This window comes from Sphingobacterium endophyticum, assembly GCF_009733535.1.
Lineage (GTDB): Bacteria > Bacteroidota > Bacteroidia > Sphingobacteriales > Sphingobacteriaceae > Sphingobacterium > Sphingobacterium endophyticum.
In genome coordinates this window covers 339,547-365,561 of the sequence record NZ_SMMI01000004.1, presented here as the reverse complement: position 1 = coordinate 365,561, position 26,015 = coordinate 339,547, and the positions used below count along the sequence as shown (strand labels likewise).

The following is a 26,015-nucleotide window of genomic DNA, read 5'->3' as shown; positions in this document are numbered from 1 at the left end:
GCTAAAACATTTTACCAATTATGAACGTTAGATAATAAACTATAAATAGAAAAAAAAGTGTTAATTTTCTTTTGAATTTACAATAGTTATTTTTTTCTTTGTGGCGGTTCTATAAATTATCTTTCGGGAAGCTAGTATAAAATCTCTATAAAAGATTTAGTTGCCCAAATAAGACATATGAAATTTATGTATTAGCTGAGAGATATTTTTCGATAAAAGTAAAATCCTTAAAAAAATCATATTTTAATATTAATGGATATTAATGAATTGAATACGAAGCTCGTGTCTGAATTGCGCGAGATTGCGAAAGTTCTAGGCATTGCGGATTCCGAGAAGCTTAGAAAACAAGAATTAATTGATCGTATTTCTGAGATAGCCAAGGAGTCGCAAAATGAAGAGACAGTAGAAACTGTTGATGCAGACTCTGATAAGGCAAATGCAGAACGTACGAGGAAGCGAGTGCGTACTGTCAAAACTGCAGAACCAGTCGCAGTTGGTAGAAACAGGTCAGAAGAAGAACAGACAAAAATAGAGTTCGCTAGTAAACCTGCAGAAGTTACCCCGACAGAGACCCCCGCTCCATCTATTCCAGAAAGTGCTCCAAAAGCTTCCACTCCAACAGATTTTGACAATGTAATTGTAAATGAAGGTGTTCTAGAAATTATGGCCGATGGCTATGGATTCTTAAGATCTTCAGACTACAACTATTTGACATCACCTGATGATATTTATGTTTCCCAATCACAAATCAAATTATTTGGTTTGAAAACGGGTGATAATGTAAGAGGAAGTATTCGCCCTCCGAAAGAAGGGGAGAAGTATTTTCCATTAGTACGTGTTGAGGCTATTAATGGACAAGATCCTGCAGAAGTAAGAGATCGTGTACCATTTGATTATTTAACACCATTGTTCCCTGATGAAAAGTTGAATTTGGATTTAGGTCCAGGCAATTATTCAACAAGAATCATGGACTTATTTACCCCAATTGGTAAAGGTCAACGTGGATTAATCGTAGCGCAACCAAAAACAGGTAAGACAAACTTATTAAAGGAAGTAGCCAATGCTATTGCCAAGAACCATCCGGAAGTTTATTTGATTATCCTATTGATCGATGAGCGTCCTGAGGAGGTAACCGATATGGCAAGAAGTGTACGTGCGGAAGTTGTTTCTTCAACGTTTGATGAGCCAGCAGACCGTCATGTTAAAATTGCGAATATCGTTCTTGAGAAAGCAAAACGTATGGTTGAATGTGGTCATGACGTTGTTATCTTATTAGATTCGATTACCAGGTTAGCACGTGCTTACAATACGGTTGCGCCAGCATCTGGTAAAATCTTATCTGGTGGTGTTGATGCAAATGCATTGCATAAGCCGAAGCGTTTCTTTGGTGCGGCAAGAAATATTGAGAACGGTGGTTCATTGACAATCTTGGCGACAGCGTTAACAGAAACTGGTTCCAAAATGGACGAAGTTATCTTTGAAGAATTCAAGGGAACTGGTAATATGGAACTTCAATTAGATCGTAAATTATCTAATAAACGCATCTTCCCAGCAATCGACCTTACGGCTTCAAGTACAAGACGTGATGATCTATTGGTTGATCGTGATGAATTACAGCGTCTGTGGGTATTAAGAAACCATTTGGCGGATATGAATTCTCAGGAAGCAATGGAATTTTTGTTAACCCAAATGCGTGGTACAAAATCAAATTCAGAATTTTTAATTAGTATGAATGGCTAAAAAGCCATCATAAATTGATATTTTTAAGCCATCTTTGCAGAAAGATGGCTTTTTTTATGAAGAAATACATTCCTAACACGATCACTTCCCTTAATTTATTTAGCGGCTGTATCGGTACCGTTTTGGTACTGAACCAAGAATATCTGTTAGCCTTCTATTGTGTCTTAGCATCAGGGATATTTGACTTTTTTGACGGCATGTCGGCAAGAGCCTTACATGTAAAATCATTAATTGGAAAAGAATTGGATTCTTTAGCAGATGTAATAAGCTTTGGCTTTTTACCGGGAGCAATTATTTTTACGATGCTTAGAGATACCACAGAACATCCCTATCTACCTTATCTTGGTTTCATAATTACCGTTTTTTCTGCACTGAGGTTGGCAAAGTTTAATATTGACACAAGACAAACTACTGATTTTATTGGGGTCAATACGCCAATGAATACATTTTTTATTGTATCCCTTCCATTTATTGCCTTGGATTATCCGTCTTTAAAAAATACATGGTTGTTATTGGGCATAACTATAGTATGCAGTTTATTGCTTGTTTCAGAAATAAAGTTGTTTTCTATGAAGTTAAATAGTCTGAGCTGGTCTGTAAATAAATATAAGTACCTTTTCCTAATCGTCAGCGTTTGTTTAATAATAGCATTGAAATTTATTGCACTGCCAATTATCTTGGTCCTTTATATTATCTTTTCCAAGATTCATTTCGCATCGGAGAAGAAAATTACGACAATTTAATTTGATAGTCTCTTAACTCATCCATCGCTAGTTCAAAATCTTTTTTAATGGCTTGAAATTGTAGGCTAAGGTCTTGCATTGGGGTATTTTTAGCGGCATCATCTTCAAGTTTTTGGAATTTTAGTCTGAGGTCAGTAGCCCCCAAATATTGCATAGTAGGTTTAATGTGGTGAGCTTTAGATTTAATTTCATCATGATTTTGGGTTTCGATTGCAGCTTCTAAAGCATTAAAATCTTCAACGCCTTGTCCTAAGAACATAGGGATCATTTGTTTAATGATTTCCATGTTGTTCATCATGTTTTCTTGGATGGATTCTGAGTTAATAATTTGATAAGGATTCATTTTTTGAAATATTTACTTTTAAAGTGTCCTTAGATTCATCAAGCAATTCCTGGTTAGTTTTTTTGAAAATGGGATGTTTGTGATTTGGCGAAATTTCTGTAAGTGGAATTAAAGTGAAGTTTCTTTCCTGTATGTAAGGATGAGGTACTTGAAGGTCTTCGGTATGAATTATTTCGTTGTTATAATATAGTATGTCGATATCTATTACTCTAGATCCCCAGCGCTTAGCGCGAATTCTTCCTAGAACCAATTCAATCTTCATGATTTCCTGAAGGACCTTATTGGCTGAGAAATCAGTTTCTAAAGCAATAACCTGATTTAGAAATACAGGTTGGTTTTCAACACCCCAAGCCTCGGATTCATAAACTTTTGATGCCAGCGTGATTTTGCCAATCCTTTCTTCAATTTCTTCCTTAGCGTCCTTCAGTTGTTTGTTTGGATTCCCAATATTTGCCCCTAAAAGTAGGTATACTATATTCATGAGTTTAATATATGAATTGTTTATGATAATCGGAATAATAGCTTAAATTTACGAACACTACTAAAAAGAAAATATATGAGATCATTTTTTAAATATGTTTTAGCAACCATTACTGGTATTATCATTTGTAGCATTCTGATGTTTTTCGTGATGATGGGCATCATTGGCATCATGGTAAGTTCGGTAGGTAGCAAGAGCGAAACTGTAACAGCAAGTAACTCCGTGTTAATGATAAACTTAAATCATTCCATTACAGAGAAGACTGAGCCCAATCCCTTTGAAGGCTTAGATGTACCTGGTTTTGCAACGACGAAATCCATTGGATTAAATGATATCGTATCAAAAATTAAGGCTGCAAAAACGGATTCAAATATTAAAGGGATCTATTTGAATATTTCCGGTGTTGGGACGGGTTTTGCGACAATGAAGGCAATTCGGGAAGCGTTATTGGATTTTAAATCATCAGATAAATTTATTGTAGCCTACAGTGATGTGATGAGTCAAAAAGGCTATTACTTGAATTCCGTGGCGGATGAAGTTTACCTACATCCACAAGGGTCTTTAGATTTTAGAGGATTGGCAAGTTCGGTTATGTTTTATAAAGAGGCACTTGATAAATTGGGGATTGATATGCAGGTTTTAAAGGTTGGAACCTATAAAAGCGCTGTTGAACCTTTTATTTTAAATAGCATGAGTGAAGCAAATAAAGAACAAGTAACCTCCTATTTAAATAGTATTTACAATACATTTATTACTGATATCTCATCGGTAAATAAAATATCCGCAGACAGCCTTCGTCAAATTGCGGATGGATATAAGATTCGTGAACCAGAAGATGCAAAAAGATTGGGTTTTGTTGATGACCTATTATATAAGGACCAGGTTATTGCCAAAATCAAGGAAAAGTTAGGTTTGGATGAAAAGAAAGATATCTCAACTGTTTCTTTATTAGATTATTCAAATAAGGCAAATGCAGGTGAGGCAGGTGGAGACCGAGTTGCGGTTTTATATGCGTATGGTGAGATTATAGATGGAGAGGGGATAGATGGGCAGATTGGTGGCGATAAATTATCAAGAGAAATACGCGAGCTTCGAAAAGATGATAAGGTTAAAGCGATTGTCATGCGTGTTAATTCTCCTGGAGGATCAGCATTAGCATCAGAATCTATTTGGCGTGAAGTTGAATTAACCAAAAAAGTAAAGCCTATCGTTGTATCGATGGGGGATTATGCTGCCTCAGGAGGATATTATATCTCAGCCGCTGCGGATTCTATTTTTGCTGATCCAACAACTTTAACTGGTTCTATCGGTGTATTTGGATTGATTCCTAGTTTTCAGAAATTATTTAACAACAAATTAGGGATACACTTTGATGCTGTAAAGACATCTAAGTTTGCCGATATGGATGTGGATATGGACAGACCATTAACCGAAGAGGAGAAAGGTATTATCCAGGGCGGAGTAAATAAAATTTACCAGGTATTTTTAAGTCGGGTTGCTGAAGGCAGGAAAATTTCTGTTGCAGATGTTGATAGTATTGGTCAAGGGCGTGTTTGGACAGGAGAACAAGCTGTAAAGCTAAAGTTAGTAGATCGATTGGGAACCTTAGATCAGGCAATTGTGGCAGCTGCAAAGAAGGCCAACCTTGAGAACTATAGGATTTCAGAGTATCCACGTTCAAAAGATCCATTTGCATCGATTTGGTCTACATCAAAAGATAAAATTAAAATGTGGATGTTGGAAGATGAGATGGGGGATTATGTGAAATACTTAAAAGAATTGAAACGTATAAGTCAATTATCAGGAGTTCAAGCTAGAATTCCATACCTGGTAGAAATATATTAATAGAAAAGGCGTTGATAAGAATTTCCGAATCACCGCCTTTTTTATATCTTTAAACTCTAAAATCAACCGGAAATAAAAATAACATGAAAACTATCGACGATTTAAATTTTAACGGAAAGAAGGCTTTAATCAGAGTTGATTTCAACGTTCCATTAGATGAGAACTTCAACATTACTGATGATAACCGTATCCAAGGCGCATTACCCACTATTCAAAAGATTTTAAAAGACGGCGGTTCCGTTATTTTGATGTCACATTTAGGTAGACCAAAAGGTGGACCAACAGACAAATATTCATTAAAACATATCGTTGACTACCTTTCAAAGGTATTAGGCGTTGAAGTTCAATTTGCAAATGACTGTATTGGTGCAGAGGCTGTAGAGAAAGCAAAGGCATTGCAACCAGGACAGGTATTATTGTTAGAAAACTTAAGGTTCTACAAAGAAGAAGAAAAGGGAGACCGTGATTTTGCAAAGAAATTAGCAGAATTAGGTGATGTTTATGTAAATGATGCATTCGGAACTGCCCATAGAGCACATGCTTCTACGGCTATTATTGCAGAATTCTTCCCGAATAACAAATACTTTGGATATTTAATGGCCAAGGAAATTGAGAATGCTGAGAAGGTAATGAACAAGCCAGAACGTCCTTTTACGGCCATTATGGGTGGAGCTAAAGTTTCTGATAAGCTTGAGTTGATCGAGGCTTTATTGGATAAGGTAGATAACCTGATTATTGGTGGAGGTATGGCTTATACCTTTGTAAAAGCACGTGGTGGAGAGATAGGTCAGTCCTTAGTTGAGCTTGATAAACTTGATCTTGCTAATGAATTAGTGAAAAAGGCTGATGAAAAAGGAGTGAATTTAGTACTTCCTACAGATGCTCAGATTGCAGATCGTTTTGCAAATGATGCGAATGTATATAATGGTCCAAATGATGAAATCCCTGCAGATAAACAAGGATTGGATATTGGTCCTGAGTCAGCAGATCACTTTAAAGATGTTATTATGGCATCCAATACATTGCTATGGAATGGTCCAATGGGAGTTTTTGAAATGGAAACATTCGAAAAAGGTACTCGCGAGGTAGCAAATGCAGTGGTTGCTGCAACAGAACGTGGTGCATTCTCTTTGATCGGAGGTGGAGATTCTGCTGCTGCAGTGTCAAAATTCGGTATGACTGAGCATGTAAGTTATGTAAGTACAGGTGGTGGTGCTTTGTTGGAATATATGGAAGGAAAGACCCTTCCAGGTGTAAAGGCTATTTTGGATTAGACAGTAGACAGTAGACAGTAGACATAAGAGCCGAAATAGTTGGATATTATGGGTTAGACAGTTTACATAAGACAAAAGACAGGAGATGAAAGAGCCGAGATGGTTGGCTATTTCTAAATAGAGTTGACCGGTCTTATACTTTTGTCATTTTCATCAAATATTGTTAAAAGTGGTTTAGGAGATAATATTCCCCTAAACCACTTTTTTTTAATAGCTATAGCTTAGGCTAAAGCTAGGGACTAGGGTTTGTTTGGCGCTTGGATGATTGATATAGCTTAGTTTGGCGCCCACTCCAAAGTCAGGCAATACATATTTAAACATATTAAAGTCTGCTGATAATCCGATACCGAAGGATGTTGGTTCAGCATTTCCATCTTGAATGTTCTGGTAATCAGCAAATAAATAACCATGGAATCGTTTAATATATGCTAATTGTCCGATATTCCAATCAGGGTAGGCAATTGGGAAACGGTAGTTAAATAAAAGTGTGTTTTCTACTTTCGGAGAGTCAAAATGGGCATATCCACTGACCATTGGGATGTCATTTGTAGCGTCGTATCGACCGTCAGATTTTTGATAGGACAACCTGGCCTGAAAGCCATGATTTGCAAAAAATCCTGGGAAATAAAAGTTGGTTCTGACAGCAAAGAGGGAACCTTGTAAGGTACTTTCAAAGGGTACATGTCTGTAAATAACGTTGATATTCTGTCCCCATTTAGGAATCAGATCCATCTGGCTTCTGCGTCTATTTCTATTGAAGTAAGCCTGATAATTTAGCGGGAAAGCAATTTCATCATGAAATCCTTTCAGGGTAGTAAGACTTAAATCGTATCTTTTTTGATAGGAAGTGCCTACATTTAATCCGTAACTATAGATTGTTTTACCGCGATAAATGCTCAAGGGAATCAGCATTTCTAAACTATAAACATGCTCTCGGAAATCAAATTTAGTGTATTCATTTTCCGTATTTTGTTTTTTCGCATAGGCTATTTGCCCTCTATTTTGATAGGCTAATGTGAATTTAGGGTAATATTTCTGGTAGGAAACTTCGGCAGAATAGATGCTTTTTTCCATGTCCAAATCATATTCATACCCTAATTTTAGTTGGGAGGTATTCAGTAAATCGTTCGCCAACCAAAAGATTCCGGGTCTATAATTTTCAAAGTTTTCAAAGTTATTGCTACTTAAACTTAGGCTATGGAAGTTGAAAAAATGATTTAAGGTATTGTATTTTTCAGCTTTTAACGGAGGGTTTTCCATTGAGTTTAATAGCTGAAAAGGAGCTTTCAGTTGGTTGTCAAAGATAGCATTTACCTGAAAATTAGGGTAAATTTCAGTTCCTTCAAGTTTCGTTGAGTCTAGAATTGCGGCTTTGTAACCATTGAATTGATATTCATTATAGAGGATATTTTTACCATTTCCGGGGCTTGGATTGAAAGCGCCAAATGAGGAATTTGAAATTTGGTAGATCTTATTATCTGTAAAATTGTACTTGTATATATTGTCAATTTGATTGAATTGAGCTTTAAAATAGAGTTCATTTTCGAGGTAAATTGGGCGTTGGAATTCTTGGTTTGACCATGGGAAGAGTTCTTTAATCGCACCAGTTTGGAGGTTAATTTCTAAAATATTAGTTCCATTTTTTCCAATACCAATGGCAGAAATTCTGGATTCATCTTCGTTAAGGGATGGTTGTTGGAGCAAGATTCCATTGGGAATTTCGGTTATTTTTGTTGTTTCCTTTGTTTTTCGGTCAATTTTAAAGAGGCTGGAGACATTATTTTGGTCAATATGGATTGCATATACCTTTTCAGAATTTCGGCTTAATATAGGGCTGTAGAAGCGGGAGTTTTTAGAAAGGTCCTGAATTTTTAAGGTTTTGAGATCTAATATTCTAATAATATTATAGGTTTGCTTAGCAAATCTTGCATCTTTTCTTATTTCATCCCAAACTAAAAAACGGTCATTTACATGAAAATATGGAGTCAATTGATAGCCAATTTTTACCAAAACTTGTTCATTGCTGGCATTGATTTTTCTAATTTCACTTATAAATTCAGGAGATTGAACTAATGTAAAAACAGATTTTGAACTGTTCGATTGGGGTAAAAAATAGCTGGTCGGATAGCGTTCCTGATCTTCCAAAATCAGGTTGATTTCCGGTTTTTCGAAGGTCGATTTCCAATTTTGGTTTAAGGAATCCATCGTGGCTTTATACAGCTTCGCACTATTCAGATTTGTCTCTCTTTTTAATGCAATATTAAAGTTGAATGGGCGCCATAAATTGGCTCTCATATTCTCTAATATTTTCTCCTTAATAGGGTATCCAAAATGGTTAGTTAAATAGGTGTTCATCACATAGCCGGTGAGGTAATAAGTAGGGGTGATGTCTTTGTAAGAACCCAATATATTTTTGCTAAAAGAGTAGTGTTTACCCGAAAGGATATTTGTTCGGAGAGGCATCATCCATGCGGAACTACGTCCTCTACCGCCAGCAGAAAATTGAGTTTCGATGGATACCGCATCCCCTTCGAAGTACCATGCCGGAAGATGTAAACCATATAAAGCAAAGGCCAATTGCTGAAAAAATGGACCTTGAATTTTACCTGTCAATTTGTCAAATTGCGCTACATGTCTTAGCTCGTGTTGAATTAAATTTGGAAGCCATTCCGTGTTATCGCTGGCAGGTCCCGGCGTAGAAAATCCTTCAACTTTCCGAGGTGCAAGCTGAGCAAAACCATTCTGTTCGACATGATTTTCTTGAAGAATTATGGAAATCTTTTTAGGTTTTCTATTTAAATCCTTGCTTGCAAAAATGATCATGCTATCTATTTGTTGGGAGAGGAGCAGAGCAGATTGTTCCATTTCAACTGGAAATATAAGTTGAAAATTAGAGCTGTTTATCTGTCTCCAATGGACCTTAAAATGTGCTTGTTCATTGTCTATTATCTGAGATTTTAGAGGTAGTGTATTTAAAGTTAATGTAAAAACAGTTAAAACACTGATAAATAGCTTTATATTTTTATTTAAAAACGTTAAAATATTCATATGCTAAAAATATTAGTACAATTTAACTGTTTTATATAAATTTATTGTTTTTGTAGTATTCATAATGTATTGAAAAAAAGATAATTATAATTAATTTGTAATCTGTTGATTTTTGCGATAAATAGCTATTAAAATTGGTTTTTATCTCATGATTGTGATTAAATTTATCACTTCTTTTTCACTTTGTAAATGTAGTTGAATTTGTTCAATTTTTCAAAAAAATAACTGTTGTTGATATTTTAAAATGAGTTTTCAATTTGTTTGAGATTACGATATAGAAACGATGTGAATTTCATATTCCGAATTCTCCTGAGAATTTTGTGTTGTTTTGAAATTTATTTTTAAAGGGGTGGATTCGTCAAATTATTTCTGGTTTAGTATATGGGGGATTTGAAATAAATTAATACTTTAAAATGTTGGTGTTTCTAGTGCGTATTGGATACTGACAATATGGCTTGTTTTGGTTATTTGAATGAGTTGATTTTTTAGTATTCAACAAATAGAAATCATTGATTAAAATTTAATTATATTATTATGCCAAAAAAAACGACTTTTGCACAAACGATTTTTGGACCCATGTAGGATTTTAAATTAAAGGAGGCGTATGGAAGAATTAGCAATGCTTGTAGCACATGTTGAGGAATTGATTGAACGTGGAGATCAAACCGAGCTTGCGGATTATTTAAACGAACTGAATATTTCGGATGTTGAAGAATTGATCGATGAACTTCCAGAATATGGTCCTTTATTTTTAGAAATTTTAAGTCTAAAAAGAGCGGTAAATGTATTCCGTATTTTAGACTTCCCGACCCAAGAAAGAATCCTCAAAAAATTACCGGCTTCAAAGATTCGAGAGCTCCTTAACGAGATGCCTCCCGATGACCGTACTTCCTTCTTTTCGGAACTGAAAGGAGACGTTGTAAAGCGGTTGATTATTCTCCTTACACCAGAGGAAAGAAAAGAAGCACTTTCACTATTAGGTTATCCTGAAGATTCCGTTGGTCGTCTGATGACACCGGACTATATTACTGTGAAAGAACATTGGACAATGCCAAGGGTTTTGGATCACATCCGTCGCTACGGTTCGGCATCAGAAACGATTGATGTGTTGTATGTGATTGATGCTGATGGAAAGCTAGTCGATGACGTTAGGATAAAAGACATTTTATTAGCTGAACCTGATAAGGTTGTTGCGGACCTGATTGACAATCGACTGATTTCCCTGCATGCCGACGATCCGCAAGAAGAAGCGGTAACCATCTTCCGGATGAACAACCGTGTCGCACTTCCGGTTGTCGATGAGCAGGATATCATGTTGGGTATTGTGACGATCGATGATATTCTATGGGTTGCGAATGAGGAGTACTCCGAAGACATGCAACGTATCGGTGGTACGGAAGCCTTGGATGAGCCATACTTGGATGTTTCGATATGGCATTTGGTCAAGAAAAGAGCGGGATGGCTTATCGTGTTGTTTTTAGGGCAGCTGTTGACTTTTAATGTTCTTCAGCACTATGAGGCTAAGTTCACCACGATTCTTGTCTTGTTGATGCCTGTAATCATGTCCAGCGGAGGGAACTCGGGGTCTCAAGCATCTACGCTGATCATTCAGGCGATGGCGATGGGAGAGGTTACCTTACGTGACTGGTGGATGGTTATGAAGAGGGAGATCCTTTCAGGATTATTGCTAGGTCTTATTTTGGGTGTACTTGGGTTTTTTAGGATCGGAGTAGAAGAAGTCTTTAAATCGACCTACGGAGATGTATGGTATCTATACGGATTGGCAATTGGCAGTTCCTTGGTAGGTGTTGTGCTCTGGGGTTCCTTGGTAGGATCGATGCTTCCATTTATCCTTCGGAGATTTGGAGCTGACCCGGCAAGTTCATCAGCGCCATTTGTATCCACCATTGTCGATGTTACAGGCTTGGTGATCTACTTCAGCTTTGCAACCTATATCCTGCGGGATGTTCTGTTTAAATAATTCAATTGGTTCTGAATAACTTGCGATAAATCGCTAAAAAATATTTGCACTTCTCGGTTAAACTTCCGATAATTGCATCACCGAAAACGAAAGGAACGGTTGAAATTCCTGAATAGCTCAGTTGGTTAGAGCATCTGACTGTTAATCAGAGGGTCGCTGGTTCGAGCCCAGCTTCAGGAGCCAAAAAAAGATCTGTAAAACTTGCAGATCTTTTTTTTTTGCCCAAGATATTCTTCCCATTAATCCAAATAAGACCATAAACAAACATAGAGGGCGGTAAAACTTAATTTACCGCCCTCTGTTGCATTATTCTATTCCAACTATACTTTATAGTATTGCTCCCATCCCTTTGCGGGAGGAGGGCCATAAAGCATCTCATTTGCGAATCTATCGTTGGTGATCTGTTTTGTTTTTGGGTCAAACTCGATTCGGTTGTTCATTTTCTGTGTAATTACACCTAAACAGAAAACTTGACTTAAAGGTCCTGCAATTTCAAAAGATGACCTTGTTTTCTCTGTCCCTTTACAAGCATTCAAAAAGTTTGCAAAATGGTTGGAAGGACTTTTGGGAACTTCAGGAAGTTTATTTGCCAAATCCTGAGCCTTTGCTTCAGGAATAATGGAAAGTGTACTGGCATGGGAGCCCCCTTTAAACGTCAAATCCTTGCCGTATATAATCTTTCCAGGGTTTAATTTTGCTGGTTCAATTTTACCGGTGCTTGGCGGTGGGATGTTCGGATCCAATCCGGATACACCATAGCCTTCTGGAATCTGTGGTAAATTATTCAATCCATCATACCAATTAATATCCAGTGCCGGCATATTCTTCCTTTTTGGGAAATGGAAGTTAATGGTTGAAGACATTGGGAAAAAGTAGGAGTTGTGTCCCTCTAGATTCTTTGATTCAACAACTGTTGGCAAACCCAATTCTAGGAATTCATGTGCAGTATCCAAAATATGAGCCCCCCAGTCGCCTAATGCACCCATTCCAAAGTCAAACCAACAGCGCCATTGTCCGTTGACAAAGTCTTTATTGTAATGATGCCCCAAGGTTTGCATTTGCCATACTTCCCAATCCAATGTTTCAGGAATTCTTTCAGGATAAGGGAATCCGGTAATATTAGGGTCCCAACCATGCCAGCGACGAGGACTGTTCATATGCGCATCGATTCTAGTGACATCCTTGATAATACCGGCATCTTTCCATGCTTTGAACTGGAAGTAGTTGGCTTCAGAATGCCCTTGATTCCCCATTTGAGTGGCTAACTTTGGATTTTTTCGCGCCTTAGCCATCATTAACTCAACTTCATTGAAGGTCCTGGCCATTGGTTTTTCGACATATACATGTTTGCCCTGGTCTAAAGCGAGCATGGTAATGGCAAAGTGAGAAAAATCAGGAGTTCCTACGACTACTGCATCAAACTGATTTCCCATTTCATCAAATAATTTTCTGAAATCTTGATATCGGGGAGCATTTGGAAACATCTTTATTATTTCCTGGGTTTGTTTTGCTCCCATATCCACATCACAAAGGGCTACAATATTACATTGACCAGTTTTATATAGCTCTTTAATAATCTCATTTGCTCTATTTCCAATTCCTACACAAGCTAAATTGACACGTTCATTCGGGCTTGCAAGGTTAACTTTTCCAATCACACTATTGGAAAGCAATACCGCTCCGCCAGCCATGATTGACTTGCTAATAAAGCTTCTGCGTGATAAATAATGGTTCATATTTATTGACAGTTTATTTTTTATTTTGATTTTTTAACCTTGATTGAACGGAATGATACTTCATCACCGTGATCTTGTAATAGAATGTGACCTTCTGGTGCCTCTCCGAATTTATCCCAATCTTTATATTTACTGATTGCTACTAAATCCCTGAATTCCTTTGATCCACGCGTATAGCTCAAAACTTTGACACCATTCAAGAAATAGGTTACCTGATTATTTTTATCGACAACAACTCTACCACGGTTCCATTCTCCAATAGGTCTGGTTGCACCACGTCCTTTGTCAGAAGTGATTAAATCATATAGGGATGCTAAAGTTCTATTGCCATTACGACCCATTTTTGCGTCGGGATGTTTTGCGTCATCAAGAATTTGATATTCCAAGCCAATTGCTGAACCAGATGTTTTTTCAGCGAGAGTAACGAAATACTTAACCCCGCTATTTGCTCCCGGAGTCAATTTGAATTCAAATGATAGGTCGAATACAGCATATTTATCCTTGCTAATGATATCCCCTCCATTTGTAGATTCTGCTCCATCTGATTTTTGAACGCTGATGGTGCCATTTTTAATCGCCCATCCTTTTTCTGGAAATTTATCTCCTTTAACACTTCTCCATCCATCCGAGTTTTTACCGTTAAATAGCAACTTATATCCATTTTTCTGTTCCGTTGGGCTCAATGCATTTGGCGTTAGGTTCACAACATATTGTCCCTGAGGATATGGGCTAGGCTTTAAATTTTCCGTCTGAATATTGATGTTTTTAAAATAGACCTTCTTTCCGTCCTCTTCATCCTTAATGCTGTGTACTTGTAAGCCGATAAAGCCGGAGGCATCAACAGTGTCCACTACGTATGCAGCAGGTACACCATTGATCCAAGAGCGTGTTTCATTTCCAATAGCTTCAATACGGATATGGTTCCAGTCGTCCTGTTTATAGGCAGTTTTTGCGTTTTCACTAAGATCCAAGGGATAGATCCATCCACGTCTGGCTTCATCGTATATTCCGCCAGCCCATGCCCTAGGAGAAGGGTCGATTTCAACTTGCCTTCCATATACTCTTCCCATTCCTTTGTTTCCGTTCGGGTCTAAGTGACTTCTAGTCTGAACTCCAGAATTAGTTTTGTCGCCCTCCAATTTTATATCTAATTCAAGGATAAAATCACCATATTCCTTTTCAGTAATTAAAAAGGAATTGGGAGTACCTTTGGTCATTCTTCCGACAATTGCTCCGTCTTCGACGGTATAAGGAGCTTTTCCTCCTACAGATTTCCAACCTTGCAGAGTTTTTCCATCAAATAATGGCTTTGAATTCTTATTATTTGATTGAGCAAAAACTGTAGACGAGAGCAATAATGCTATCCCAACTGCAGATATGGATCTTGTTATCATTTTCTTTTTCATTGCTTTGTTTTTATTAGTATTCAACATATATATCATTCTATTCAGCTTTAGGTCCTAAAACCGTTCCTTCATCAGGGACAATCAATGGTTTTTCATTTCTCTCAGCCCCAGGGTATCCGATGTTTTGATTGATGACGCCCTTTAAGTTTGTATTGATTGCACCGGCAGGTACAGGCCAAAGGATATGGTGTACGGAAATTTTATATTCTGCCCATTTATGTTTAACGCCCTTGTTGTAAAAGTTGCTTTTGGAAACGACACGGTCATACCAAAAATTAACGCCCATTTGTTTTATATTGGAGTTAGTGCCTCCTGGACCGCTGATGTTTTCGAGATTGTAAACTCTTCCTCCAAAAATCTCGCATGGTTTCCTTGTCTTAGCATAAGTGTATGACATTCGAACCAATTCTAAATGGCGGTTTTCTTCATAATATAATTCCCTTGCTCTTTCATCCAAGATTTCACCGATATTAATTTCTCCGGCTTGCAATGGAACTGCACCAGCTCTAGTTCTGACTTCATTGATAGCTGTAGCTGCAGCAGCAAGATTGTTCTTCCAGTAATGGGCCTCAGCAAGCAATAAATAAACTTCCGCTGAACGATAGACATACCAAGGAGTTTCGCCTCCTGTCCATGTTGAACTCAATGGGTCTGGTACAAAAACTTTGTAATGTGGCCATGAGAACCATAATCTGATTGTATCTTCCGGACTCATGCTAGGACTTTTTACAAAGTTTTTTCCATACCATTGACTACCTTTTGCTTTCAAATCAGGACTGTTGTACTTTAAGTCTTCCATTCTCTTCCAGCTATTCATATTGTGGATACCACGTAAATCATTCTTCTCTTTATCTGCTCTCCACACAGAATTGCTGAAATACCAGGTAGGTCTTAACCTTCCAATTCCGCGGCCATAGGATTTATTTAAATCCATAGTAGGGTCTGTTTCTCCAGGCGCTAAATTGACATTGGTTCCAGTTTGGCCATCTGGTGTTTTGATGTTTCCGTTGTTCCAGAATGGAACTGCATTTCTCATCGTCTCGATTTTTGCTGAACCTTCCGCCTCTGGATAAGCCACCACGTACATGAGTCCCTCAGTATTGCTCATGTCCAGTTTAGCTTCTACACTATGTAAATCAAACATTAAATTAGTGTTCGCCTTATTTTGATTGACAGTAAACCTGTTTCTCATTAATGGATGTTTTGCAACAACTTCATTTCCAACTTTGATCGCTAGATCGAAGTCTTCGAGGGCCATAGCGACTTTCATTAATAAAATTCCACATGCCGCTTTTGAGGTTCTGCCTCGGTCAACAACTTCTGGAACCCATTGGTAGGCAAACTCGAGATCTTTCTTCAGTCTCTTTAATATGCTCCAACGATCGTAAGAATAAAAGTCATATTTAGGTTCGTTTATTTCCCAATCCAAGAAAGGGACATCTCCAAATTGATGGACTAATTTATAATAACGATATGCCCTTTGAAAATATGCAGCCCCAAGAATTGCATTCTTTTCAGCATCATCCTTAAAAGTAGCATTGTCAACTCTTGAAATGACGGTATTTGCATATTTAATCCCTTTGTAAGATTCATACCAATACCATCCTACACGTGTATTGTTTTCGTGGTTTAATTGCGCATCTGGAAGGAGGGCAATATCCATGTTCATTTGTGGACCGGCTTTATCGGTAGTTCCTTCAACAGCAACATCTGATTGTATAATTTCTGTAAGTATAGGAGCGCCATCTCCGAAAAATTCATGGCGCATATTTCTTTCACATGCTGTGAGCGCTGAGTACAGGCCTTCAGGAGTTGAAAGTGCGACTTCAGGGGCGTAAAAAGAGAGCGGTTGAGGCTTTAGCCAGTCCTTACTGCAACTTTCCAAAAATGCTATACTCGTTACACCAATAATTCCTGTATATAATAGTTTCTTATAAGTTTTCATGATTGTAGGTTTATAATGAGAAATTAAGACTTAGGTTGTAAGTTCTTGGAACAGGGAATCCTTCCGGATCTCCAAAATCCCAGTGTGGAGCCCACATTGCGGCATTTCTTACCGAAGCAGATATTCTTAAGTTTCTTATGCTTGCTTTATCAAGGATATTTGAAGGAACTAAATAGGATAGGGAGATGTTTTCCAACCTTATAAACGATTTGTTAATATAGTTTGTTCCAATATTCTTAGATCCAATTCTAGCATAGTCGTCAATTGGGTTTTCTGGAGTCCAACGAGGCATGACATAGTCTGTAGTACGGTCAGCAAAGTTGCTGTTATTTGCTGCACGGTTGAAACCATCAGTCTGTCCCCAGTTTGAGTAAACAAATACAGATAGATTGAAATTTTTGTAGTTGAAATCATTTCTCCAAGACCAACGGAAACGCGGTGTTTTATATCGTTGGAAAATACGATCAGAGTCAGTCATTACACCATCAGCATTCTGATCGATATATTTGAAATCTCCTGGCTGCAAGCCATATTTTTCAGCCTCTTCAAGTTCACTTTCTTGCCAAATTCCATTTCGTTCGTAATCCCAGATTCGGTCTGGATCTTCACCAATAAACCATCTGTTCTTGATATCATCAGCTTCTCTTTGCCCGATTACATTTCCTGCATCATCTAATACATCAATCATGTCGCCATAAAGGGTAACAATTTTTCTTCTGTTTTTCATGAAGATAAAATTCGATGACCAGTTAAAGGACTCATTCTGGATAATATTACCTGTGATACTGACATCTACACCGTGACTTTTCAATTCACCTAAGTTTGCAGCCACACTGCTAAAACCAATAATTTCAGGTAATTCACGGTCCACAAGTAAATCATGGGTTGTTGCAGAGTAAACATCGATCGCACCAGAGATTCTATTTTTCAGAATTGCGAAGTCTAATCCGAAATTGTAGGAAGATTTGTTTTCCCATTTCAAACCTAAGTTGGCCATACGGTTTACATACAGTTGAGATCCTAAGTAAATATTTCCTTTAGAGTCAATATATGGGTGTAGACCTGAGGTCATATCAGATAATGCATCGTATTGGGGAATGTCGCGGTTACCATTTCTACCCCATGATAATCTTAGTTTACCGTAGTCTAACCATGATTTGGTACCTTCCATGAATTTTTCATTCGTAAAGTTCCATCCGAAAGCAAGAGCCGGAAAGGTAGCTCTAGGGTTTTGTGCACCGAAGGCAGAATATCCATCGCGACGAACGGATGCGGTAAGGAGGTATGTGTCTTTGAAGGAATAGAATAATCTACCCATTAAGGCATCACCAGTCCGGTACGTATCATCACTTTCATTCAAAGGAACAGTACCTGCTTGGATTCTGTGCCATTCCAAAATGTCGCTAGGAACGAAGTTTGAGGCAGTTGCCTTAGTTCTCCAATATTGTCCTTTCTCAGCATTTTGTAAGAGGGTAACTTCAAAATTGTGTTCACCAAAAGCTTTTTTCCATCTAATGACGTTGTCCATTTGCCAATTGTAAGTTCTGTGGAAAGATCTTTCAGCTGTCCCGCCTTTGGCAGCCCATTCTGGATTCAATGAAGAATCATGGTTATAATATTCTCTCCAAATAAATGATGGAGTAAAATTAGATTGGATTTCAAATCCATATGGTAGTGTAATGATTCCGTAAAGAGTCGCATTTAATGTGTTATAACGGTCTACACGATTTCTGAACATATTGTCGAAGAATGGATTCACAGGAGTAACGTCTCCAGTTGGCAGCCTTCTATAGAGACTGTTAGGATCTCCTATATTATCTGAACCGTAAGGAGGGATAATTGCAGATTGTCCCCAGTCTGCCTGAAGGAATCCTTCATTTCTCGCAGCGAAGTTCGCATTTGTACCCACTTTAAGAAAATTGGTAATTTTTGATTCTAAGTTGATCCTCGTTCTAAAGTTTTTAAATCTATTGCCAACAATGAAACCTTCACGATCAACGTGGTTTAATGAAAAATAATAGTTTAAATTATCAGTTTTATTAGAAATACTGGCTGTATAATCTTGTTGAATACCTTTGTGAAAAACCAAATCTTGCCAATTAGTTTCTTTGCCAATGAGGTAATTTTCAATTTCTGGGGATCTTAATTCTAATCTGGCCAACCATGATCTTATCAATTGTTCTTCAGTTACCGAACTCGCTGCATCTTTTTGGTCATAGTTAAACCAAGTTAATTGGTCAACATTTGATAGTTTTCTAGGATCTACGAACATTTCCGGATATTTATCATGATAGTCCTGAGCTCTTTTACCCATCTCATAATCATAACGATAGGCTAGAAATTCTTGTCCGTTCATAACTTTAGGCATGTAAGAGTTTTCTACAAAGCCATAGTTTCCATTTAATGTAATGGTTGGTTTACCAGAAGCGCCACGTTTTGTGGTGATTAATACGACACCATTTGCCGCCCTAGCACCATAAACTGCGGTAGCACTTGCATCCTTCAAGATATCGATGGAGGCGATATCATTGGGATTTAAATCAGCGAATGTACCATCAAATATTACACCATCGACTACATTTAAGGGGCTTGCACCGGCTTTTAAGGTACCTCTTCCTCTGACTAAAAGGTCCGCATCACCTTTCGCTGTATTTCCTTGTCCGATTACAATACCTGCGGCATTTCCTCTTAATAAATCTTGAACGGATCTGGGAGCTTCCTTCTCCAGTTTTTCAGCTTGCACGGAAGCGACAGCACCGGTAAGGTCCTTTCGTTTTTGAGTTCCATAGCCGACTACCACCACTTCGTCCAGATCTTCGGCATTAGCTTGCATGGTAATTTGAAGTTCCTGTCCGCTGATGTTGACGGTTTGAGTAATGTACCCAGTATGGGTAAGAGTTAAAGTACCCCTGTTATTAGCCGGAGCTTCTAATTCGAAAATACCATCTGCATTCGTTGATGTACCATTCCGCGTGCCGGTTAACATGACACTGACACCTTCAATTGGATTACCTTCGATGGATTTTACTGTACCTCGAATAAGGGTTTGATTTTGTTGGGAAAATCCCGGTTCTACAGAGAGTAGGACCATCCATAATAGGGATAGGATGGTTAAAACGTTCTGTTTGGTCATAATTAAATTAGTTAAAGGTTTACATTGCTTTAAATCCTGCTTACCTCAAAGAGATTGAGCCTGATTAAAAATTGTACTAGTAATGCTGTTTGAAAAAGGTTTATAGCACAATGATAACTAATTATTCAGGTGGCTTTGCTAAACCGTTATATGTTTATTTACGAAAACGTTATAGTTAATATTAATAATGTAATTATCACATTTATTGTTGATAATCAGCGTTTTAAGTAGTGGTATGGTATATATGTTAAAAAAAGGGTTGAATTAAACAAATAATTGAATAAATTATAGAACCCTTGAGTTATTATTAAAAATAATTATCTTGTGTATTCAACTTATCCATTATAAACATATTATGCTATTACTAGGGATTGACTTAGGCACCTCATTTATAAAAGTTTCAGTTGTAGATTCTCAGACAGGAAAGAGAATTGCAACAGCACAATATCCGGATTCAGAAGCGGAAATAATTTCCGTAAAGAAAGGCTGGGCCGAGCAAGATCCGTTGATTTGGTGGGAAAATACGAAGCGAGCAATTAAAAAAGCAAATAGCTCAGGTTCGTATAATCCAAAAGATATAGGGGCTATAGGGATTGCGTATCAAATGCATGGATTGGTAATTGTAGACGAAAATCAGCAACCCCTGAGAAATTCGATCATCTGGTGTGATAGTAGGGCAGTTGAAATAGGTAATCAGGCATTTTCAGCACTTAATTCAAAAGGATTTCTTCAATCACATTTAAATTCCCCGGGGAATTTTACGGCTTCAAAATTGGCTTGGGTTAAAGAAAATGAACCCGAAGTCTATGAACGCATTTATAAATTTATGTTGCCGGGAGATTTTCTCTGCATGTGTCTGACTAAACAGATTAATTCAAATCCAAGTTCTATTTCAGAAGGGATTCTTTGGGATTTTGAAAAGGATGAACTTTCGGAAACCTTATTGAATCACTATGGAATTGATCGTTCCTTAGTTCCGGATATTCAACCTATTTTTTCCAACTATGGGTCCTTGGACTCCGCTGTTGCGAGTGAATTAGGATTGTCTGAGCGTACTATTGTTAGCTACAAAGCTGGCGATCAGCCTAACAATGCCCTTTCATTAGGAGTGATTGATGCAGGGGAAGTTGCTGCGACAGCGGGTACATCAGGAGTAATTTATGCGGTATCGGATCATCTAATATTTGACAAGGAGTCTAGGGTAAATAGCTTTGCGCATGTGAACCACAGTAAAGACCAAAGTAATATCGGTGTTTTATTATGCATAAATGGTACAGGGATACAGAATAGCTGGATTAAGAAATTAACGGCAAAAGGATTGGACTATGATCAGATTAACGAAAAGGCAGCGGAAGTGGCGGTTGGATCAGAAGGAATTGTGGTTTTGCCTTTTGGAAATGGAGCGGAGCGGATGCTGAATAATAAAACCGTACAAGGGCATATTGAGAATTTAGATTTTGTTCGCCATGATGAATCCCATGTTTGGCGGGCTGTCCAAGAAGGTATCGCTCATTCATTCAGATATGGATTGGACATCATCAGAGAAAATGATATACACCCCTCAGTCATTAAAGCAGGATATGCGAATATGTTCTTAAGTCCGATATTTCAGCAATCCTTTGCTGGTGTTACTCAAGTCCCTGTAGAGCTATATGAAAATGATGGGAGTGTAGGAGCAGCATTAGGTGCGGGAATAGGAGCGGAGGTTTATAAAGATAAGAAGGAAGCATTTTCAGGATTAAAAAAGATCAAAACCATTGAACCAAGCGACAAAGACTTATACAATGATCTTTATGGGGCATGGAATAAAAGTTTATTGCAAAAATTATAATCAACGAACATATGAAAGTTTTAACTGGAGAAAAAGAGTATTTTAAAAACATTGGGCAAATTAAGTATGAAGGGTTAAATTCTGATAATCCATTGGCATTCCGCTGGTATGATCCGAAAAAGGTTGTTGCAGGAAAGACCATGGAAGACCACTTTAAGTTTGCATGTGCTTATTGGCATTCATTCAATGGAAACGGAGCAGATCCATTTGGAGGTCAGACTCATTTCTTTCCATGGGATGAAAGGACAAAAACTATAGATAGAGCCAAAGATAAAATGGATGCGGCATTCGAATTTATGACGAAGCTGCAGTTGCCATATTATTGTTTTCATGATGTTGACCTTGTTGACTATGGGGATAACGTAAATGAAAATGATGCAAACTTGGCTGCTATTGTAGAATATGCAAAAGAAAAGCAACAGGAGAGCGGTATAAAGTTATTATGGGGGACGGCAAATTTGTTCAGTCACCACCGATATATGAACGGTGCATCGACAAATCCTGATTTTCATGTATTAGCACATGCTGGGGCACAGGTTAAAGCCGCTTTAGATGCGACGATTGCATTAAAAGGTGAGAATTATGTATTTTGGGGAGGTCGTGAGGGTTATATGTCCTTGTTAAACACGAATATGAAACGAGAGCAGGAGCATTTGGCTAAGTTCTTACATATGTCTAAAGATTATGCAAGAAAAAATGGCTTCAAAGGAACATTCTTTATTGAGCCGAAGCCATGTGAGCCGACGAAACATCAATATGATTATGATTCAGCTACGGTAATCAGTTTCTTGAGACAATATGACCTATTAGAAGATTTCAAATTGAATATCGAAGTTAACCATGCGACCTTGGCAGGACACACCTTCCAGCATGAGCTTCAAGTTGCTGCAGATGCAGGAATGTTAGGATCAATAGATGCCAACCGCGGAGATTATCAAAATGGTTGGGATACCGATCAGTTTCCAAATGATCTTAATGAATTGACAGAGGCTATGTTGATTATTTTAGAGGCAGGCGGACTACAAGGCGGAGGTGTTAACTTTGATGCAAAAATCAGAAGAAACTCCACTGATGCCGAAGATTTATTCTATGCTCATATTGGTGGTATGGATGCATTTGCTAGAGCATTAGTTACTGCAGATAATATCTTACAAAAATCAGATTACAGGAAAATCAGAGCAGATCGATATGCTAGTTTCGATACAGGAAAAGGTGCGGATTATGAGAAAGGTAAATTGACTCTTGAAGACTTGCGTACTTTTGCAGTAGAAAACGGAGAGCCTGAAATGAGAAGTGGGAAACAAGAATTCTTAGAGAATTTAGTTAACCGCTATATCTAATAAATCGGATTGATGGGAAAATTTCCTTGTATATGAGAGGATTACGGGAATAAAGGTTTTTTTTAGGAAAATTTTCAATATTTTTTTGTGAATTAATTATTAAAAACCTATTTTTGTACCACTTTGAAGATGAGGGTTACTTCATCAATTCGAAATTCCTGAATAGCTCAGTTGGTTAGAGCATCTGACTGTTAATCAGAGGGTCGCTGGTTCGAGCCCAGCTTCAGGAGCAAGATTAAATAAGCCGGCAATTAGCCGGCATTTTTTTTTATAATAAAATTTATATCCATGAGTTTAGTAATCGTTGGAACCGTTGCATTTGATGCCATTGAAACCCCATTTGGTAAAACTGATAAAATAGTAGGTGGTGCAGCGACATTTGCTGGTTTAGCAGCATCTTACCTATTTCCAGAAGTTAAATTAATCTCAGTAATTGGTGAGGACTTTGGAGAAGATAACCTAAACATCTTAAAATCAAGAGGCATTCAAGTAGAAGGGGTTGAAATCATTCCTGGAGGAAAGTCATTTTTCTGGTCAGGAAAATACCATAACGACATGAATAGCCGTGATACGTTAATTACTGAATTAAATGTACTAGCTGATTTTGATCCTAAAATCCCTGCTTCCTACCAAGACTGCGAATATTTGCTGTTAGGCAACCTAACACCTGCTGTTCAAATGGCGACATTAGATCGCTTAGAAAATAAGCCAAAGTTGGTTGTATTGGATACCATGAATTTTTGGATGGATGTTGCGATGGATGAATTGCGCGAAGTATTAAAGCGTGTTGATGTTTTAACCATCAATGATGCCGAGGCAAGACAATTATCAGGCGAGTATTCCTTAGTTAAAGCCGCTGATAAGATTCTTCAGATGGGTCCAAAATATTTAATTATCAAAAAAGGAGAGCATGGTGCATTATTATTTGGTGAAGGCCAGATTTTTTCAGCACCTGCATTGCCATTAGCAGATGTATTTGATCCGACTGGTGCAGGAGATTCATTCGCAGGAGGTTTCATTGGATATTTAGCAAAATTGCAATCCATCAATTTTGCAAACATGAAGAATGCCATTATCTTCGGTTCAGCCTTAGCGTCATTCTGTGTAGAGAAATTTGGTACTGAGAGATTAGAGAACTTAACTCAAGAGGAAATATCAAACCGTATTAAAGAGTTTGTAAATCTATCAAAATTCGAGATAAGCGAATAAGCTTATCTCGAATTTTATATAGCCAGCCTTGATCCGAAACTTGGATTTAAGGAAGCCCATGGCTTAATAACATTAAACCTAAAAATCTGTAATTATCTAATACTAAAGAAGAGAATTAATTCTCTTTGAATTTGTAGGCAGTAAGCGTCTTTTTCATAGACTTTCTAGCTACGTGAATTCTCGTTTTTACCGTACCGATAGGAATCTGCAAATGATCTGAGATCTCATGGTACTTATATCCTTCAAAATACATTGTGAAAGGTACATAATATTCATCTGAGAGCTTTGAAAGAGCATAGTTGATGTCTTCCATGATGAATTTGTTTTCACCGTTGTTTTTAGTTGCGGATACGACGAGGTTAATTTGAGAGATTTCTTCTTCTTTTGTTATAAAAGAATTGGTTTTGACAACCCGGCGGTAATTGTTGATAAAGGTGTTCTTCATAATTGTATAAAGCCAACCTTTTAAATTGGTGCCGTCTCTGAAGTTTTTGAAGTACGTGACAGCTTTTAGTAAGGTGTCTTGTACTAAGTCATTAGCATCTTCGTGGTCTCTTGTAAAGTTTCTGGCATAACTTCTAAGAGAATCTGAGTGCTTAACAACTAATGAGTTAAATTCAATCTTGTTCATACAATTAGCGATTATAGTATAGTTAAATGATGCGATGTTTGTCAAGAGGAACTTGACGAAAGCTGAACAATTGAAACTTATTATTAAGCTATAACGCTAAGTATCACGCAATTCCTATGCAGAAAATTAATTAAATTGTGGAAATCAATAGATTGAGGGACTTGATTTTCGTAAAACGATAAAAATATAGAATAATCTTTACGCTTTTATTGTATAATAATCAATGATTATTGTTTTATAATAAAAAAAAACTTGATTGAATGAAAGTGTGGAAAACTTTTATAGGATATTTACTTCCCGTTCTAAATGCACTCCAAAGTGTGTATATACATCGTCCACAATAGTAGACGATACTTCAAATATTTCATTTCCAGTAGCTTTCCCTAAATTTGTCAATACTAAAGCTTGATTTTTCCACACTGCTACTTGTCCAACAGTTTTTCCTTTCCAGCCGCATTGTTCAATTAACCATCCGGCAGCAAGTTTTTCTTCTAAATTATTGATGGTATAATGTACAATATCAGGGAATTGTTTTTTAAGATTTTCGAATTGTAGCTTATTGACGATAGGATTTTTGAAAAAACTACCAGCATTGCCAATAGTTGATGGGTCGGGAAGCTTTTCTACTCGGATGTAAGAAACAACTTCAGCTACATCTTTTATTGAGGGATTAAATATTCCTCTTTTCTCTAATTCAGTTTCAATTGCTCCATAACTGGTATTAATCTTACCAAATAGTTCTAATTTATAGGTAACACTACAAATGATAAATCTTCCCTTATGTTCCCTTTTGAAAATACTATCTCGGTAGGAAAACTGACAATCTGGATTACTGAATGTAACAAATTCTCCAGATTGAGTGTCAAATGCCCGGCATGAATAGAATATATGCATTAACTCTTGACCATAGGCACCGATATTTTGGATAGGAGAAGCTCCAACTGTTCCCGGTATTAAAGCCATGTTTTCCAAGCCGGGAAAATCATGTTCGATACAATACCAAACTAAGTCATTCCAAACTTCGCCAGCTTCAGCAGTGACGAACACATGATTGCCCTCAATGAAATGCTGTTTACCTTTGTTTGCAATATGAACAATTAGGCCATCATAATCCTTAGTGAATAGAACATTACTTCCACCTCCAAGAACGAAGAAATCTTTTTCAAAATATTTTTCAGCAAATAGGTCCAATAAAATCTGTTCATCCTCTACTTTGACATATTGATTAGCTAAAGCCTCAATTCCAAAAGTGTTCAGTTTTTGAAGGGATTTTGTGGGTAGAGTTTCGTTTTTCATTTTTTTGACCAATTTCTTTAAAAGTTCGAAAAA

Annotated in this window: 17 protein-coding genes and 2 tRNA genes; 10 read left to right on the top strand and 9 right to left on the bottom strand. The window is 37.4% G+C overall.

The window, feature by feature from the left end; translation table 11 throughout:
- The first annotated feature begins 252 nt into the window (after nt 1–252).
- Both rho and E0Y80_RS07365 read left to right on the top strand, forming a co-directional pair.
- Nucleotides 253–1,740 carry a transcription termination factor Rho gene (gene rho, locus E0Y80_RS07370; RefSeq protein WP_156307013.1) on the top strand — a complete coding sequence of 496 codons (1,488 nt, stop codon included), beginning with the start codon at nt 253–255 and terminating at the stop codon, nt 1,738–1,740.
- A gap of 56 nt (nt 1,741–1,796) precedes the next feature.
- Nucleotides 1,797–2,483, top strand: coding sequence for a CDP-alcohol phosphatidyltransferase family protein (locus E0Y80_RS07365; RefSeq protein ID WP_231595987.1), 687 nt, complete (start codon nt 1,797–1,799; stop codon nt 2,481–2,483).
- Here E0Y80_RS07365 and E0Y80_RS07360 read toward each other — a convergent pair.
- The gene (locus E0Y80_RS07360; RefSeq protein ID WP_156307011.1) at nt 2,470–2,826 is read right to left on the bottom strand and encodes an Hpt domain-containing protein; all 357 of its coding nucleotides are present in this window, start codon (nt 2,824–2,826) and stop codon (nt 2,470–2,472) included. The genes E0Y80_RS07365 and E0Y80_RS07360 overlap by 14 nt on opposite strands.
- Complete coding sequence (folK, locus tag E0Y80_RS07355; RefSeq protein WP_156307010.1) at nt 2,804–3,307, bottom strand: 2-amino-4-hydroxy-6-hydroxymethyldihydropteridine diphosphokinase; 504 nt, start codon at nt 3,305–3,307, stop codon at nt 2,804–2,806. The genes E0Y80_RS07360 and folK overlap by 23 nt, the downstream gene beginning before the upstream one ends.
- Nucleotides 3,308–3,382: 75 nt before the next feature.
- On the opposite strand from folK, the gene sppA reads away from it, so the two are divergent.
- Nucleotides 3,383–5,152, top strand: a complete 1,770-nt coding sequence (gene sppA, locus E0Y80_RS07350) for a signal peptide peptidase SppA (protein ID WP_156307009.1) — start codon at nt 3,383–3,385, stop codon at nt 5,150–5,152.
- Between the two features lie 83 nt (nt 5,153–5,235).
- Entirely contained in the window at nt 5,236–6,426 is a 1,191-nt protein-coding gene (locus E0Y80_RS07345; RefSeq protein WP_156307008.1) for a phosphoglycerate kinase, read from the top strand.
- A 207-nt stretch (nt 6,427–6,633) separates the two neighbouring features.
- Here E0Y80_RS07345 and E0Y80_RS07340 read toward each other — a convergent pair whose 3' ends face one another.
- Nucleotides 6,634–9,474: a hypothetical protein gene (locus E0Y80_RS07340; protein ID WP_156307007.1), complete on the bottom strand. Its 2,841-nt coding sequence runs from the start codon at nt 9,472–9,474 to the stop codon at nt 6,634–6,636.
- A gap of 604 nt (nt 9,475–10,078) precedes the next feature.
- Between E0Y80_RS07340 and mgtE the strand changes: the two genes are divergently transcribed.
- Nucleotides 10,079–11,455 (top strand): magnesium transporter, encoded by a 1,377-nt coding sequence (gene mgtE / locus E0Y80_RS07335; protein WP_156307006.1) that lies wholly within the window; start codon nt 10,079–10,081, stop codon nt 11,453–11,455.
- A 106-nt stretch (nt 11,456–11,561) separates the two neighbouring features.
- Nucleotides 11,562–11,638: transfer RNA gene (locus E0Y80_RS07330), tRNA-Asn, on the top strand.
- 137 nt (nt 11,639–11,775) lie between these two features.
- On the opposite strand, the gene E0Y80_RS07325 is transcribed toward E0Y80_RS07330, so the two are convergent.
- Genes E0Y80_RS07325 through E0Y80_RS07310 form a run of 4 tightly spaced genes read right to left on the bottom strand, consistent with a single transcriptional unit; the run spans nt 11,776 to nt 19,675 of the window.
- Complete coding sequence (locus E0Y80_RS07325; RefSeq protein WP_156307005.1) at nt 11,776–13,191, bottom strand: Gfo/Idh/MocA family oxidoreductase; 1,416 nt, start codon at nt 13,189–13,191, stop codon at nt 11,776–11,778.
- A gap of 20 nt (nt 13,192–13,211) precedes the next feature.
- A complete protein-coding gene (locus E0Y80_RS07320) occupies nt 13,212–14,597 on the bottom strand; it encodes a 3-keto-disaccharide hydrolase (RefSeq protein ID WP_231595986.1) in 1,386 nt (461 codons plus the stop codon).
- A gap of 37 nt (nt 14,598–14,634) precedes the next feature.
- Nucleotides 14,635–16,542 carry a RagB/SusD family nutrient uptake outer membrane protein gene (locus E0Y80_RS07315; RefSeq protein ID WP_156307004.1) on the bottom strand — a complete coding sequence of 636 codons (1,908 nt, stop codon included), beginning with the start codon at nt 16,540–16,542 and terminating at the stop codon, nt 14,635–14,637.
- 10 nt (nt 16,543–16,552) lie between these two features.
- Nucleotides 16,553–19,675 (bottom strand): SusC/RagA family TonB-linked outer membrane protein, encoded by a 3,123-nt coding sequence (locus tag E0Y80_RS07310; protein WP_156307003.1) that lies wholly within the window; start codon nt 19,673–19,675, stop codon nt 16,553–16,555.
- 355 nt (nt 19,676–20,030) lie between these two features.
- Here E0Y80_RS07310 and E0Y80_RS07305 point away from each other — a divergent pair, with 355 nt between their 5' ends.
- The 4 genes from E0Y80_RS07305 to E0Y80_RS07290 all read left to right on the top strand — a co-directional run bounded on the left by E0Y80_RS07305 (nt 20,031) and on the right by E0Y80_RS07290 (nt 24,055).
- Nucleotides 20,031–21,506, top strand: a complete 1,476-nt coding sequence (locus tag E0Y80_RS07305; protein WP_156307002.1) for a xylulokinase — start codon at nt 20,031–20,033, stop codon at nt 21,504–21,506.
- Nucleotides 21,507–21,517: 11 nt separating this feature from the next.
- Complete coding sequence (xylA, locus tag E0Y80_RS07300) at nt 21,518–22,846, top strand: xylose isomerase (RefSeq protein WP_156307001.1); 1,329 nt, start codon at nt 21,518–21,520, stop codon at nt 22,844–22,846.
- Between the two features lie 156 nt (nt 22,847–23,002).
- Nucleotides 23,003–23,076: transfer RNA gene (locus E0Y80_RS07295), tRNA-Asn, on the top strand.
- A 58-nt stretch (nt 23,077–23,134) separates the two neighbouring features.
- Nucleotides 23,135–24,055, top strand: a complete 921-nt coding sequence (locus tag E0Y80_RS07290) for a PfkB family carbohydrate kinase (protein ID WP_156307000.1) — start codon at nt 23,135–23,137, stop codon at nt 24,053–24,055.
- Nucleotides 24,056–24,170: 115 nt separating this feature from the next.
- Here E0Y80_RS07290 and E0Y80_RS07285 read toward each other — a convergent pair whose 3' ends face one another.
- Entirely contained in the window at nt 24,171–24,686 is a 516-nt protein-coding gene (locus E0Y80_RS07285; protein WP_156306999.1) for an RNA polymerase sigma factor, read from the bottom strand.
- A gap of 279 nt (nt 24,687–24,965) precedes the next feature.
- A complete protein-coding gene (murB, locus tag E0Y80_RS07280; RefSeq protein WP_156306998.1) occupies nt 24,966–25,982 on the bottom strand; it encodes a UDP-N-acetylmuramate dehydrogenase in 1,017 nt (338 codons plus the stop codon).
- Nucleotides 25,983–26,015 lie beyond the last annotated feature (33 nt).